The sequence below is a fragment of the Pristimantibacillus sp. PTI5 genome, assembly GCF_048572955.1.
GTDB lineage: Bacteria > Bacillota > Bacilli > Paenibacillales > Paenibacillaceae > Pristimantibacillus.
On record NZ_CP183886.1, the window covers coordinates 2,763,604 to 2,779,144 of the forward strand.

Sequence of the window (15,541 nt, forward strand, 5' to 3'; positions counted from 1 at the left end):
ATCATGAATAAAAAGCTGACTATGCTTACGCTTAGCCTCGTGCTGGCGATGAGCATCGTATTGACCGCATGTGGCGGCAGCAGCACCAATGAAGGCGAAGGCGGTAACACACCGAAAGAAGAAGTCAAAACGGTAACGATTTTTCAATTCAAAACCGAAATCGTTGAAGGCTTGAACGAATTGGCGGTTGAATTCAATAAAGAATACCCGAATATCAAGCTTGATATCCAAACCGTAGGCGGCGGTGCCGATTACGGCGCTTCCCTAAAAACAAAATTCGCTGCCGGCGACGCTCCCGACCTTTTCTCCAACGGCGGTTACGCGGAAATGGAAATGTGGCTGGACAAGCTCGAGGATCTATCAGACCAAGCATGGGTGAAGGATCTTGTTCCTTTGGCTGCTGAGCCAATGACCAAAGACGGCAAAGTATACGGCATGGCAATGAACCTTGAAGGCTTCGGCTATATCTACAACAAGGATCTCTTTACCAAAGCAGGCATTACCGAGCTGCCAAAAACGTATTCCCAGCTTGAAGCTGCGGCAAAAACACTAAAAGCAGCGGGCATCACGCCATTCGCTAACGCTTATCAAGAGTGGTGGTTGATCGGTAACCAAGGTATCAACCCTGCATTTGCGCAGCAGCCGGATGTTAATGCCTTTATCGCTGGCCTGAACGACGGCTCCGCAAAAATTCCAGGCAACGAAAAGTTCGCGGAGTGGGCTAAGCTGATGAAGCTTACTGTCGATTACGGCAACAAGAACCCGCTTACGACCGATTACAACACGCAAGTATCGCTATTTGCGAGCGGCGAAGCGGCTATGATGCAAGAAGGCAACTGGGCGCAAGTACAAATCGACAGCATCAATCCTGACCTGAACCTTGGCGTATTGCCAATGCCGCTTGGCGAGGATGCTGCTGCGAATGACAAGTTGAATGTCGGTATCCCGGCTAACCTGGTTATCAACAAAGAATCCGACGTGAAGGAAGAAGCCAAAACGTTCCTGAACTGGCTCGTAACATCCGACATCGGTAAAGAATATATCGTCAAAAAATTCAAGTTCATTCCGGCTCTGACTACGATTACGGCTACGCCTGAGGATATGGGCGACATCGGTACCGAGGTTCACAACTATGTGCAAGCGGGCAAAGTGCTTGGCTTGCAGTCCTCGAAATACCCGGATGGCGTAACGCAGGAATTCGCCAGCGTGATTCAACAGTATATCGCAGGCAGAATCGATGAATCTGCTTGGGAGACTGGCATGCAGGGCGCATGGGATAAACTGAAAAAATAAGTCTTTTTGAATGTGAACGGCCGTTTAACCGTCCGAAAGGAGGTTAGGCGGCTGTTTTTTTTGCTGCTAGCTTCGGAGCGGAGCGGTAAACCCTAAGATAGACATAGCAAATAAACCGTATGTTATGATGAAGAGATCTTTTCTAATCGGCAGTTTATGGTTAGTGCCATGTAACAAAATCCTAGACGGGCGGGATGCGAGGATATGGAAACGAAAGTCGCGTTAGTTAAACCAACTCTGGCTTTGAAGGACGCGTATCTGTCTTTTTATCAGGAATGGGCGGAAAGCGGAGAGGATATGGTGCCGTGGGTTATTAGCAAGGAGCCTGCTGATTTTCAAGGCATGCTTCAGTTTTTGGAGGCTAATGAAAGCGGCGAGAATTTACCGAAGGGCTGGGTGCCGGACTCTACCTTTTGGCTTGTAGCTGGCGATGAGCGGATTGTCGGTGCGGTCAACATTCGACATGCGCTTACCGAAAAGCTGCTGAACAGCGGAGGCCACATCGGCTATGGCATACGTCCCTCGGACAGACGCAAAGGCTACGCTGGTAAGCTTTTAGGCTTAGCTTTGGTCGAGGCGCGCAAGCTTGGCATTCGCAAGGTGCTCGTCGTATGCGACGAGAGCAATATCGCCTCTGAGAGAACGATCCTGCGTAATGGCGGCGTCCCTGACACTCCTTATACCGAAGAGAATGGGAATGTGGTTATGAGGTTTTGGATTTAGGGGTTTGCATTATCGAGTGGATATTAAATAAATATCACAATCACAATATCCTACCTCACACGAAAAATTCCCTATACGGCCTTTTTGTGGTTTTTTAACAGTATTGTTTAACAGAATACCTTCATAGACCAATCAACAGCCGTCACAATCGCGATAATTTAGCGGAATTATCTGTCCGTTTACTTCCTCCGTTACTTATTCTATGCATTCAAGTAATCTAAAAAATCGCGAGCCAGCTCATATCGGACGATTCTCGTTCCGCGGCCGCGGTAGCTAGGCTGCAGCCACCTTTTTGCACATAGCTCCCGCAGGAGGTTAACCACCGTTTTGTGATCCATGCCAAAATGCCGCTCCACATCGATCGGTCGTATGGGCTCGGTTTGCTGAATGGCGAAACGCATCATTTCTCTCTCGGCAAGCTTTACGCGCGATATCGGAGTCTGCGTCGGCTCAAACCTGCTGAGCACCATCCGAAGCATCGTGATACAAAGCTCAGGGTGTTTCTCGACATCATCGTAAGCGAATGAAATGACATGATAGCCCATCGCGAACAAAAAGGTTTCTCGGTTCAGCTCATTGCAATATTTTTGTCGGTCCATGTCCCGAACATGCGATGCAAAACCTTTGATTTCAATAATAAGCTTCACTTTTCCCGGCAGCAGCCATGCAAAATCGGCAAAATAAGACCGCCCTCTCCAATCAGTCACTTCATATTCGGGATGCAGGTGCTGGAAGCTGCCCCGCAAAGGCCACCAAACGTTTCGTAAAAATAACGTTTCCGCGTGCCCATGGCCTCTCTCCAGTCTGCCTCGGCGCTCCCCCTTTCTATTCTCGATATGATATTGCATAAACAAGCGTTGCGCCTCATCATATCCCATATTCATCAGCCTCCCTGAAAAATAGAAAACGTCCCGTTATCACTCGCGCAGGAGTGTTAACGGGACGTTCTTCGTCTCTTGAGTCTGATTATAGGGCAACAAGGGCGAGATGACCAGTCCTTTTGCAAATATTTGCTACTGAACGGTTTTCACTCCCATTCACTTGATTGGAACGAACGAGCATCGCATCTGATATTTAACAGGAATTTCTCCCGCTAAATTTTCATCTTCAGCACATCTGGCAACTTAACTGGATTTTCTCCTGCTAATTTCCTCAACTAGACCCAATAGCCACGCACAAGCTCGAATTAACTGGAGTTTTTCCAGCTAATTGGACGATGTTAGCTCTAAAGGCATAATTAGCGGGAGTTTTTCCAGTTAAATTAACTATAAGAGCTCAATATGCGCAATTAGCGAGTTTCTCAAACTAACTAGACGGAAGGAGCACCAGTAGAACATTACACTAGTATTTGACGGCGAGCACAATTTGCATAATTAGCCAGGTGACCCCTCCCATTGCAAAACCATGGTACTGAACGGTTTTCCACCAGTGAAAGTGCCCTCTCTGATATTTAACAGGAATTTCTCCCGCTAAATTTTCATCTTCAGCACATCTGGCAACTTAACTGGATTTTCTCCTGCTAATTTCCTCATCTTGCCCCAATAGCAGCTCAAAACCTCAAATTAACTGGAGTTTTTCCAGCTAATTGGACGATGTTAGCTCTAAAGGCATAATTAGCGGGAGTTTTTCCAGTTAAATTAACTATAAGAGCTCAATTTGCGCAATTAGCGAGTTTCTCAAACTAACTAAACAGCGGAAATTCGCATTATGCCGATTGTGTTCGGTTGTTGCTCAATTTACGAGTTTAGCGAATGCCTCCATCCAAATAAACGGTGAAGCACCAGTAGCGCATTATACCGGTAATAGACGGTAAGAACTCAATACTCAATTAGCGAGTTTCTCAAGCGAAATAGCCGGTGGGAGCAGCAGAAGCGCATTTACCCAACAGCGACGGTGAGAAATGGTAGTGATAAGGCGTGCCATTGACACGCCTTATGCCAGCCAGCAGGCTATATGGTCCGATGATCAACGAGGTTGATCCCAGCCTAATAGCAGAAGCCCCGCTAATTCGAGGTTTGCTCGAAGCAGCGGGGCTTCCGTGAAAAACGTTAGATTGATTAGCCCTGTGGCATATACTTACGGATATCTACGCCGAGGTTCTGTGAAAGCTTCATGCCAAAGTTGCGATCGGCGCGGAAGAAGTTGCAAATGGCGCGGAGACGAATATCGTCGTTCGTCTGCTCCAGCTCACCAGTCACATTGGCAATCAAATTTGCCTGCTGCTGCTCAGACAGGGAGCGGAAGCGCTCGCCCGCCTGCGTGAAATCATCGGTTTTTTCGATCTTTTGGCGGCCCACAGCACCTTGAAGCGGTGCATAGGAATCGGCGTATGACGCCGCTTCCCTCGGGCTTTCCGAGGAGCTGTTCGGCTCATAGTTTACTGAAGAAGGATTAGCCTGCATCGTCATCGCGCCGTCGCGTTGATGGTTGCGTACGGGCGCATACGGACAATTTACGGGAATGTGCAGGTAGTTCGCGCCAAGGCGGTACCGCTGCGCATCCGGGTATGAGAACAATCGTCCCTGCAGCAGCTTGTCCTCCGACGGCTCGATGCCCGGAACCAAAGCGCTTGGCGAGAAGGCCGACTGCTCCACCTCCGCGAAATAGTTAACGGGATTGCGGTTCAACGTCATCGTGCCGACTTTTTGCAGCGGATACATATCCTCCGGCCATACCTTAGTCGGATCGAGCGGATCAAACGCATACCTCTCCATATGCTCTATCGGCATAAGCTGCACATGAAGCTCCCATTCCGGGAATTGCCCGAGCTCGATGGCATCATGCAAATCGCGAGTCGCATGATTGAAATCTTTGCCCTGCATGTCGCTCGCTTCGGCTGCCGTGAAGTTCCGTACGCCTTGCAGCGATTTCCAATGGTATTTCACGTAAGTCGGTTTGCCTGCATCATTGATCCACTTAAAGGCATGAACGCCGAAGCCGTCCATCTCGCGGTAAGTCGCGGGTGTTCCGTCATCCGAGAACAGCCAAGTCAGCATATGCGTGGATTCCGGCGATAGCGTCATGAAATCCCAGTAACGCGCCGGGTCTTGAAGATTCGTATGCGGTGCCGGCTTCAGGGAATGGACCATGTCCGGAAACTTCATGGCGTCGCGGATGAAAAATACGGGCAAATGGTTGCCGACAATATCGTAATTTCCTTCCTGCGTATAGAACTTCACCGCGAATCCGCGCGGATCTCGTGCCGTTTCCGGCGAGCCCGTTCCGTTGATAACCGTGGAGAAACGGACGAATACCGGCGTCTCTTCACCTGCTGCCTGCATAAAATGAGCCTTCGTATGCTCTTTCATGCTGACCTCCGTACGGAATACACCATGTGCGCCAGCTCCGCGCGCATGCACGACACGCTCCGGAATCCGTTCCCGGTCAAAATGCGCAAGCTTCTCTAACAGATGGTAGTCCTCCAATAGCGCAGGCCCCCGCACTCCGGCAGTTCGAGAGTTCTGATTATCGCCAACAGGCGTTCCTTGATTCGTTGTCATGTAGTTGTCCATGATAGCACCTCTTCGATTGGTTTGTATATTTAGACTTGATCTAAATCCTTAAACCAATCTTAACGGATAGCCGAATAGCTGTCATGAACGCATGATGAACGAAAGATGAACATCTCATGAAAAAGCAGCTGCCTCCTGGCATGTCATGCCTAAAAGGAAAGCGCAGCGCGCGCTAATCGCGGATATCCGCTATCCGGTAGCCTGCGCCACGCACCGTGACAATATATTTAGGAGAAACCGCGCTATCCTTTAATTTTTTGCGCAAGCTCTTAATATGGGCATCAACCAAATTGCTGCCGCCGTAGAAATGCAAGCCCCACACCGTATCAAGCAGCGACTCGCGCGATAGCACGGAGCCGTCGGACGATATAAAATGCAGCAGCAAATCATATTCCGTTTTGGTGAGCTCGACACGCTGGCCTGCCCGGTCAACGGTCATTTTTTTAAGGTCGACCGTAATATCCTTAAAGGTTCGAATGTCCTCATCCACCGCCTTTACTCCAGCTGCCGGCCGGTTCAAGAGCATGCGGTTGATTTGTTTTATAGCTTGCTCCGGCTTAGCAGGCCAAACCAGCAGTTCGGCTGCGCCGAGAGCAAACGTTCCGCGGCTGTCGAATGATTTCTGGTCCAGCAGGATCAAGACAGGAACCGCATGAAGGTCGGCAGACTCCAGCAAGTCAGCGCCGGCTTGCAGCGTTTGGCCTGTAGAAGCGTGTACGACGGGTATGGCATCGAAAACAAGCAGCTCCGGCTGCAGGCTTTGAAGCATGCTTTTATTAAAATCATGCAGCGAAAAAACATCAAAGCATTCGGATGACAATGCGACGAGCAAGCTTTTTACCCGTTCCGGCATCGGACTGATGATCATCACCCGCTGCGTAATTGAGCATAACATTCCGTTTTGCAGCAGCTCCTCTTCTGAAAAGCTTTCCGCACCGCCCCTATTCAACGAGGCATTGTCCGTTATGATTGTTTCGTCGCGCATTCCTCGCACACCCCTTCTATGACAACCTGTGCATGCTCGATTCTATATTTCGTTTCCGCCGCTACCTTCTGCAGCCACTCGTTTGGCAGCTCCGTAAGCACCTCGTCTACTCGCCCGCACACGGTGCATACAATATGTTGGTGCTCGTCCGTACGGGCATCGTAACGGCTAACCGCCTCGCCCAGCTTCAGCTCCCGAATCAATCCCGCGTCCGTCAAATACCGCAAGGAATTGTACACCGTGCCGTAGGCGAAGTTAAAGCCTTTGCCGCGAAGACGCTCAATGACATCCGCAGCCGTTGGATGGTCCGGCGCATGCTGAACGACTTCCAATATCTCTTTGCGCTGTATCGTTAAGTTGATTTTGTTCACGAAAACATCATCCCTTTTTAATGACTTTAGACTAAGTATAAATTCATGAAGGCAAACGGTCAACCATGCCTTATATTGGCCGTCCTACTACTCTATGAAATAAATATCATTTTTTTTGTCGAAATAAATAAACTGAATATTTACAAAATTCAAACAATGATGTATACTAAGCCTATATTAAAGGAAAGGGGATAGTCCATTGGAGTAAGTTAGCGAAGCATGTCTCATTAACTCGGAAAGGAGTACCGATCAGACTTAAGGACATGCGGGGACAATAGTGAAAGACATGTAAACAGCCACTAGGAATAACAGGTACTTACGGAAAAGAAGGATTTGAAACAAATCGAAAGGAAGTTGATCGAGGTCATTAAAGCTAGGATCGAAGTCGATAAGGTTTGTAACAAATTCGAAAGGATAAAGAAGAAACAGGGCAAGCAGCGGAATGGAGCGTTAGAATAAATTGAATAGTTTTCTACCGAGCACGTGAAGGGCTTCTGGTTATCATAGATAAGCAGAAGCCCTTCTTACGTGCGTCTATAGGATGGGACTCAATAACCGGGAAATCGATTCTTTGAACCGGTTCATCATCGGCCGCTCCGAATAAATTTCAAGCGTCATCTCCGTACTATTTTTCATATCATCCTCAAAAATGCGTTGCAGCTTAGCCGATGTCTGCGTATCATAGATAAACGCATTCATCTCAAAATTCAGCTTAAAGCTGCGGATGTCGAGATTCGCCGTGCCAACCGAAGCGACCTGGCCGTCAATGACAAGCGTCTTCGCATGGAGGAAGCCTTTCTCGAACATATAGCATTTGACCCCGTTGTTAAGAAGCTCTCCCAAATAAGAATGCGTCGCCCAATACACGAAAAAATGATCCGGCATGCTCGGCAGCATGATCCGAACGTCGACACCGGATAAAGATGCGATTTTCAGAGCCGTCATCAGGCTTTCATCCGGTACAAAATACGGCGTTTGCAAACAAATTGTCTTTTTGGCCGCATAAATCATTTTTATATACGCATCCTTAATTTGTTGGTACTCCGTGTCCGGCCCGCTAGCTACCAGCTGCATTCCGATCGAACCCGCATCATTGCTCATGATGGGGAAATACAAATCGTTCAACAAAATCTTGCCCGAAGCAGCCAGATTCCAATCCATTAGAAACTGTGCCTGCATTTGCAGCACGGCGTTGCCCTTGACTCTCAGATGGGTATCTCTCCACTCGCCGAAATGCTCGTTCAGGCCCAAATATTCGTCACCGATATTGAAACCGCCGATATAGCCAACCTGCCCGTCTATAATAACGAGCTTGCGATGATTGCGATAATTAATCTTTAAATTCAAATAAGGAATCCGCGATGGAAAAAAGGCCGCTTCCTGGCCGCCAGCCGCCAGCAAATCATGAAAATACCGCTTGGGCAAGCCCGAGCTTCCAATATGGTCATACAGAAACTTTACCTCGACGCCCTCAGCTGCCTTTGCAGCCAGGGCCTTTACCAGCCTTCTGCCCAGCTTATCGTCTCGGACGATATAATACACCAGATGGATATGGTGCTGCGCTCCCTCTATATCCTTCAGCAAAGCGTCAAATTTCGCATTGCCCTCGGTATAGATTTCTACCGTATTATTGCTCGTGAACAGCGCGTAGCTGGTTTTTAAGTTCATATAGATCATATCCTGATAGCTTTGCATGGCCGGATCGCGATAAGCGATTTCGCCGTCGCGCAGCTGCCGCATCTGTCTCTCGATGGTATGCTCGATAATGCGCTGGCTGTCGCCGAGCAGCTTATACAGCTTTCTTTTGCGAACCTTCTGCCCCAAGATCAAATACAAGACAAACCCGATAACGGGGATGAAGAATAGAACCATTAACCAAGCCCATGTCGTGCTTGCGTTGCGCCGCTCAAGAAAGATGACGGTAATCGCCAAAAAGATGTTCAGCAGCATAATAATTGCATATGCGTTTTGCATGATAGCCGTTCGTATAATAAACACCTCAGTCTAATGTAAAAGCTAATGCGATCATACTCCAAGCACGAAGTATGTTCAAGCCTGATTATATGCTACAATTCAAGCAGAACAACCTATTGCTTCATTAATATCCCATTCACATGAAATGCGCCAAAATATAAGTTAATTATAAGCCGGGAACGATTGGCTCTGATTTTTTTAGATGAACCGCAGCGCTGGCACTGGAGGAACAACGATGGATATACGTAAATTTAGATTGGACGAGAAATCCCTTGGCACCTTTAGCGAGGAGCGGGACGAATACGAAAGAGATTATGCAAGGCTAATCCAATCCCCCGCGTTTCGCCGCCTGCAGGGCAAATCGCAGGTATTTGGCGCAGGCACGGGCGATTATTACAGAACAAGGCTGACCCACTCGCTCGAGGTTTCCCAGATCGCGCGCGAGGTTGCCCGCAGACTGGGCAAGCAATATGAATTTCTCTCCCGCAAGGAGCATCCCGGCCTTGTATTGGATCCAGCCGTCGTTGAAATTGCGGCGCTCGCGCATGATCTCGGACATCCGCCGTTTGGCCATAAAGGCGAAGAGGTGCTCAATCATGTGCTCATGGAGGAGTACGGCATTCCTTACGAGGGGAATGCGCAAAACTTTCGTATTTTGATGTTTTTGGAGAAACGCGCCGGTAGCGGAAGCGGCCTCGATTTGACTGCTGCTGTCTTGCTCGCGGTTAATAAATACCCGTTCAGCCTTGGCGAGCCCGACCGTCTAAAGGGTGTGTACGGCACCGAGTGGGGTGAAATCGAGCAGCTGCGCCGCTCATGGAAAATTCCGATCGGCTGCTCCACGCTGGAAGCCCAGCTTATGGATCTGTGTGATGATATCGCTTATTCCACGCATGATATCGAGGATGGCATCCGTGCCGGCAAAATCCAAATGAACCGCACCTTCTTCGAAGACAGCAGGCTCATCGACCATGTCGTTCAGGAAATTGTCGAGGATAAAGGCAATACGGGCATCGGCTGGGGAGAGGTGGACATTCCCGCCATGGTCAAGCGTGTGCTCGTCTCCTATTTCGAGCAGTGGCAGGAGCTCTACGTCAGCTGCGAGCGCGAAGCCTCGCGCACCCGGCGGGAGATGAAGGCAAGATGGGTAAGCCTTTTCGCCAGCAAGGTCGGCATCATTGACGATACCTCGCGCGGCTGGAAGAAGGTCACCTTCGTTAACAATGGGCAGCAGGATATCGATTTGCTGCGGACGATGGAAATATTGAAGAAGCTCGCATGGGTAACGCTCATTAAGGACTTCCGCGTACAGCGGCTGCAGATGCGCAGCGAGATCATGATCCGCAGGCTGTGGGACAGCTTCAAGGTTCCCGAATACGGCCGCCTCATCATTCCGCCCGACTGGATTGAAAATTACGAGCTTCATAAGAGCAAATGGAGCTGGCCCCGGTTTGTCGCCGATTATATCTCGGGTATGACCGACACCTATGCCGAGAAAGTATACGCCGAGCTCTATGCCAGCAAGTCGGGCTCGATTTACGAGATGGATTAACAGGCGCAACCGGCTGATGCCGCCCTTGGCGGCAAAAGCTCGTTCCGCGGTGAAATATAAGTATCGTATAAGGTTAACGTTATACTTTCTTATATTTGAAAAAAGCGCAGCAGAGATGAGCATCACTCACTCCCCGCTGCGCTTTTTTTTTAATTAAAGTTAGTCCCGTTCTCTAATCGTGCTGACCGCGCCCGCAGACAGCTCGGTAATATAATCGAAGAAGCGGACAGGATCAACGTCATATACGAGGCTGACCGGGCGCCCGTCCGCGCGTTCTACCAAGCGGCCTTGGCTCGGCCCGTTCTTGATCACGCCGCTGTTGACTGTTTTGACCGCTGCCAACCCCGGGTTGCCTAAGATCGCCGTCGTCAGCACATCCCACAAATAATACGTCGAATTGGTCTCCATATAAACGAGCGGCGGACAGGCGGCGTAGCATTGGCCTACAAAATCAAGTCCCTCGTGCTTCCGCAGCGATGCCCAGCGATTGCGGACCTCCATCGTAAGCGGAACCTTGTTCGTGCTCTCCAAAGCGACGAGCACGATCGGAATCCGGCTAGCCCATACGCGGTGTACGGCTTCAGGATCCCAGAAGGCGTTCCATTCCGCGGTTCCGTCATGCTCGGGCTCCTGGACGTTCCCCTTCTCATTAAACGTGCCGCCCATCCATACGAGCTTCTCGATCTTCTCTTCGATATCCGGCGCTTCCTCCAATGCCCGCGCGAGATCGGTAAGCGGGCCCGTGAACAGCAAAGTTACCTTCTCTTCGGAGCGGCGCAGCTGATCCACCATGTGCTGGTGGGCAGGCTGTTCGGCGACTCCCGTTGAAATAAACCCGGATTCGTTCAGGATCGGGAGCGCATCCACAAAAAACGTATGCATCCGCCATTCAGCGGGGAAAGGGTTCACGCCGCGTGAATTCGACCTTGCCACCTCAATCGACTTCGTCTTGGCCGGGTCGCCGAAGCGGTCGATAATTTTGCAGCTCGCCTTGATGCCGGGCTCCAAATAACCGTCTGCCGGAATCACGGATACCCCAAGCAGCTCAACCTCTTTCATTTGCAGCAAAAGAAACAGGGATACCAGGTCGTCTACGCCGGCATCATGATTGAAATAAATTTTATTTCCCATATCTATCCATCCTTTCCGGGTATAAAACGATATATCGTTTGTCAATCCTATAGCTGAGGGGGGTGAATGGTCCATGGCTAAGGATGTACTATGCGAAGTGAACTCATGCAAGTTCTGGGCGGCAGGCAATCATTGCAGCGCCTCATCTATTTATGTAGTCAGCAACCGCGGCAAACAAGCAAGCCACTCCGAAGAAACAGATTGCAAAACGTTTGAACCAAAGATTTAACGTTTTACTTCACAAGTAGAAAAAACAGCGCAAGCTCCCTGGGCCAAAGCACCGCAAATGTTTTGGCTGACACAGGTACGGCTTGCGCTATTGTCTTTATTGCGTGACAGGCACCGCGTCATAATACTCTTCAAGCGACTCACCGCTTTCGGCAAGCTCCGCGGCAAGGTCTACGCCTACATAGCGCAAATGCCATGGTTCATATTGATAGCCGGTGATCTCTTCCTTGCCCTTCAAATACCGAATAATAAATCCATGCTCATGTGCATGCTTCGCGAGCCATAATGCTTCCTTCGTATCCGCAAAGCAATCGGCTGCCGCGCATTTGCCGTCGCTGCCGGAAACATCGATCGCGAGGCCGGTTTCATGCTCGCTCGTTCCCGGAAATGCGCTGTACGTTCTCGCCTTTTCAATGCCGTCTCTCTTTACGTACCGATCAAACAGCGTCTTCTGCGTGCTGTGCGAGCGATAGGCCGAAACCCCAGCCAATTGGATATTGTCCACCTCGGCCGCTGCAAACAGTTTCTCGAGCGCCGAAGCCGCTTCCTGGCGCAGCTTGCGCTTTTCTACCTTCTCCGCAAAAATAAACCGAACATCCGGATACACTAAATCCGTTGGATTATATTCCTCCGGCAGCTTGCGCTGCTTATTGACGAGCACGGCGATATCCGCAGGTTTTGCAATAACGGCTAGTCCATCCTCCGTTTTCTCTTCTTGACCGCCGCCAGCCCCTTCGTTCGGCTTCGCTGTCTGTGACCCGTCATTGCCTTCATCTGCCCCACCGGCGGATTCCGGTTCTTCTGTCGCAGCAGGCGTATCGTTGACTGCATTCTCATCCGGATTCGAGTCCGCGCTTCCAGCAATCTCACCGCCGTTATCTGCGGCCCCGTCAGCGGCAGCCACCTGTTTAGGCGGAATCGTAGTCGTCTCTTCTTTATTGTAAATAGAGTAACCAATGACCATTGCCGCGCATACCATAACGAACAACAACAGCCTACTACTTCTTTTTTTCATGATTAACCTCCAGTAAATATTTTACATATATTTCATGTAAATATACTTCTATTCATAGTTTGTCCAATTGTCTCTCATTAATAGACTACTAAAACCACTGTAATGTTTCAATCTAATCGTTTGAAACAGATGTTACCTTCTGGAATAAACAAAAAAACCTTTATTATTTCTTTACTTATCAAGATTATGCTTGGGCATGGAGGAGCCTTTTGCCTTTTGACATTCGACTATAATTAGGAGCATAATGGATAAGAATTTACCGAACGCATATATATTACTATAAGCGGGCTGGCTGCCTCTGAGAGACGGCCTGTTTTTGCTGTGAAAGGTAGGCGGTTATATGACATTCCTAACACCAAAACGATTATTAAGCACTCGTCCCATTCTTTTCTTCTCGTTCATCATGCTGCTTAAAAGCTATCTGGCGTGGATGGTTATTTTCGAGGATGGGTTTTCATGGACTACGATTTTAAAAGAAATTCCGTTTGTGCTAATTGTGTACTGTCTTATTGAATGGTTCGCTTCCAAGCGCAAGCTTGTCTATTATTTGATAGCGAATCTAGTGATGACCCTTATCTTATTCGCTGTCATTATGTATTACAAGTATTACGGCGTTATCGTAACCTATCTCGCGCTCGAACAGGTCAATCAAGTCACTGCAGTGAAAAATAGCGTGTTCTCGCTCATGGATCCTTACTACTTGCTGATCTTTATCGATATAATCGTTATGGCTGTCGTGTTATTCCGCCCAAAGAAGGCGCTAAACTGGAAGCAGGCGAGCTCCCGTAAGGAAAACAAACGGCTTGTCGTTGCCTTATTTAGCATTTCAATCGCGCTTTGCTTGTTCAATATCCTGCCAAACCGCGCCAGCATGAATGAAATTGTCAAAGCGGAGCAAATGGGTATTCTCAATTATGAGGCCTATATGATTTTCTCCAATAAAGACATTGAGTACGTTGATCCAAACCATATTACGCAAGACAAAATCAATACCGTCAAAAAAATAGAAACGCCTGCCGCGCCGCAGCTTTGGAAGACGGCATCCGGCAAAAACGTCATAATCATCCAGATGGAATCGTTCCAAAATTTCCTCGTCAACCTGAAAATTGACGGTCAAGAAATTACGCCGAACATCAATAAGCTTGCTAACGAAAACTATTATTTTAAACATTTCTATCAACAGGTCGGCCAAGGCAATACATCCGATGCCGAGTTTGTTGTCAATACTTCTTACTACATTCCGCCTCGCGGCGCGGCAACGATGATTTATGCCGATAAGGAGCTTCCGAGCTTACCGAAAATGCTGAAGGCCAATGGCTATGACACCTCAACGTTCCATACGAATGTCGTTGAATTCTGGAACCGCGGCGAGCTTTATAAAGCGCTCGGCTTTGACCGTTATTACGATGCAAAGTTCTTCGGTACGGAGGATACCGTATTCTTTGGCGCTTCCGATGAGCAGCTATACAAAAAAACAGCGGCGGAAATGGATCGCATGAGCCAAAACGGCAAGCCGTTTTACTCGCATGTGATTTCGATGACATCACATCATCCGTTTACGATCCCGGAAGATAAATACAAAATGACGCTTCCCGAGCGTTATGAAGGAACCTTTGTCGGCGATTATATCCGTGCGCAAAACTATGCCGACTTCGCGCTTGGCGAGTTTATTGCCGATCTGAAGGAACGCGGCATTTGGGATGACAGCTTAATCCTGCTTTACGGCGATCATCTCGGCCTTCCGGTTTATTCGCTTGACCGAGATGACAAAGAGCTGATGGCTGAGATTTACGGCCATGAATACGGCTATACCGATATGATCAACATTCCGCTCGTGGTGGCATCGACAGGCGTTACCGAAGGGAAAGTTTTCGATCAGCTAGGCGGCCAAGTCGATATTTTGCCAACGATCGCGAATATGCTCGGCATTTCCTTGGACGATCATATCCACTTCGGCCAAGACTTGTTCAACCAAACGTACAATGTGCTGCCGCAGCGTTATTATCTCCCGACCGGCTCATTCTTAAGCAGCAAGGAGCTGTTTATGTCGGGAAGCGGCTATGAGGACGGCAAGCACTATTCCTTGGCCGGTGACGGCATCACGGAACAGGAAGCTACGGAGGATGAGTACCAGCGCGCGCTGGAGCTGCTCAATCTATCCGACAGCTACGTCAGCCAATTGCCAACTTGGAAGAAAAAATAAAAAATAGAAGGCTCGCCTTGAAGCGCAACCAGCTGCTTCAAGGCGAGCCTTTACTATTTCAAGCCAGTAGAGCAGTTAGCTGTTTTTAACCGCCTCAAGCACTTCATTCACATGGCCGTCTACGCTTACGCTGCGCCATTCCTTGATCAGCCTGCCTTGTTCATCAAGCAAGAAGGTAGAGCGCTCAATCCCCATAAACTCCTCGCCGTTCCAGCTCCGCAGCTTCCATACGCCGAACAGCTCTGAAACCGTATGCTCCGTGTCCGAAAGCAATAGAAATGGCAGCTCATGCTTATCCACGAATTGCTCATGGGAAGCCAAATCATCGGGGCTGATTCCGATCACTTCCGTATTGTTCGTTGCGAATTGCCCGTTAAAATCACGGAAATCACAGGATTCCGTTGTGCAGCCCGGCGTCATGTCGCGCGGATAAAAATAAATAACGAGCTTTTTGCCCGCAAAATCAGCTAGCTCCACATCCTTGCCGTTTGATGCCTGAAGCTTAAAATTCGGAACCTGGTCTCCAACCTTCAATGCCTCTCCCATAATTGCTC

Annotated in this window: 13 protein-coding genes; 5 read left to right on the plus strand and 8 right to left on the minus strand. The window is 49.0% G+C overall.

What is annotated here, in order from left to right:
- Positions 1 to 3: 3 nt before the first annotated feature.
- Together ACN6MW_RS12425 and ACN6MW_RS12430 are read left to right on the plus strand one after the other, a co-directional pair.
- Positions 4 to 1,293 (plus strand): ABC transporter substrate-binding protein, encoded by a 1,290-nt coding sequence (locus tag ACN6MW_RS12425; protein ID WP_419875670.1) that lies wholly within the window; start codon positions 4 to 6, stop codon positions 1,291 to 1,293.
- Positions 1,294 to 1,497: 204 nt separating this feature from the next.
- Positions 1,498 to 2,016 (plus strand): GNAT family N-acetyltransferase, encoded by a 519-nt coding sequence (locus ACN6MW_RS12430; protein ID WP_419875671.1) that lies wholly within the window; start codon positions 1,498 to 1,500, stop codon positions 2,014 to 2,016.
- A gap of 200 nt (positions 2,017 to 2,216) precedes the next feature.
- Here ACN6MW_RS12430 and ACN6MW_RS12435 read toward each other — a convergent pair whose 3' ends face one another.
- From ACN6MW_RS12435 to cls, 5 genes are all read right to left on the minus strand, one after another.
- On the minus strand, positions 2,217 to 2,894 hold the full coding sequence (locus ACN6MW_RS12435) for a DUF559 domain-containing protein (RefSeq protein WP_419875672.1): 678 nt from the start codon (positions 2,892 to 2,894) through the stop codon (positions 2,217 to 2,219).
- Between the two features lie 1,179 nt (positions 2,895 to 4,073).
- Complete coding sequence (locus ACN6MW_RS12440) at positions 4,074 to 5,528, minus strand: catalase (RefSeq protein WP_419875673.1); 1,455 nt, start codon at positions 5,526 to 5,528, stop codon at positions 4,074 to 4,076.
- Positions 5,529 to 5,700: 172 nt separating this feature from the next.
- Entirely contained in the window at positions 5,701 to 6,513 is an 813-nt protein-coding gene (locus ACN6MW_RS12445; protein ID WP_419875674.1) for a winged helix-turn-helix transcriptional regulator, read from the minus strand.
- On the minus strand, positions 6,492 to 6,884 hold the full coding sequence (locus ACN6MW_RS12450) for a Fur family transcriptional regulator (RefSeq protein ID WP_419875675.1): 393 nt from the start codon (positions 6,882 to 6,884) through the stop codon (positions 6,492 to 6,494). Before ACN6MW_RS12450 ends, ACN6MW_RS12445 begins: the two co-directional genes overlap by 22 nt.
- 534 nt (positions 6,885 to 7,418) lie before the next feature.
- Positions 7,419 to 8,858, minus strand: coding sequence for a cardiolipin synthase (gene cls / locus ACN6MW_RS12455; RefSeq protein WP_419875676.1), 1,440 nt, complete (start codon positions 8,856 to 8,858; stop codon positions 7,419 to 7,421).
- Between the two features lie 235 nt (positions 8,859 to 9,093).
- Between cls and ACN6MW_RS12460 the strand changes: the two genes are divergently transcribed.
- Positions 9,094 to 10,410, plus strand: coding sequence for a deoxyguanosinetriphosphate triphosphohydrolase family protein (locus tag ACN6MW_RS12460; RefSeq protein ID WP_419875677.1), 1,317 nt, complete (start codon positions 9,094 to 9,096; stop codon positions 10,408 to 10,410).
- 159 nt (positions 10,411 to 10,569) lie between these two features.
- Here the strand turns inward: ACN6MW_RS12460 and ACN6MW_RS12465 are convergent, their stop codons facing one another.
- A complete protein-coding gene (locus tag ACN6MW_RS12465; RefSeq protein ID WP_419875678.1) occupies positions 10,570 to 11,541 on the minus strand; it encodes a nucleoside hydrolase in 972 nt (323 codons plus the stop codon).
- Between the two features lie 73 nt (positions 11,542 to 11,614).
- Between ACN6MW_RS12465 and ACN6MW_RS12470 the strand changes: the two genes are divergently transcribed.
- Positions 11,615 to 11,770, plus strand: coding sequence for a DUF1540 domain-containing protein (locus tag ACN6MW_RS12470; protein WP_364151976.1), 156 nt, complete (start codon positions 11,615 to 11,617; stop codon positions 11,768 to 11,770).
- A gap of 96 nt (positions 11,771 to 11,866) precedes the next feature.
- Here ACN6MW_RS12470 and ACN6MW_RS12475 read toward each other — a convergent pair whose 3' ends face one another.
- Complete coding sequence (locus ACN6MW_RS12475) at positions 11,867 to 12,784, minus strand: M15 family metallopeptidase (RefSeq protein ID WP_419875679.1); 918 nt, start codon at positions 12,782 to 12,784, stop codon at positions 11,867 to 11,869.
- Positions 12,785 to 13,124: 340 nt separating this feature from the next.
- Here ACN6MW_RS12475 and ACN6MW_RS12480 point away from each other — a divergent pair, with 340 nt between their 5' ends.
- Positions 13,125 to 14,987 (plus strand): LTA synthase family protein, encoded by a 1,863-nt coding sequence (locus tag ACN6MW_RS12480; RefSeq protein WP_419875680.1) that lies wholly within the window; start codon positions 13,125 to 13,127, stop codon positions 14,985 to 14,987.
- A 75-nt stretch (positions 14,988 to 15,062) separates the two neighbouring features.
- Here the strand turns inward: ACN6MW_RS12480 and bcp are convergent, their stop codons facing one another.
- Positions 15,063 to 15,533, minus strand: a complete 471-nt coding sequence (gene bcp / locus ACN6MW_RS12485; protein ID WP_419875681.1) for a thioredoxin-dependent thiol peroxidase — start codon at positions 15,531 to 15,533, stop codon at positions 15,063 to 15,065.
- Positions 15,534 to 15,541: the final 8 nt, after the last annotated feature.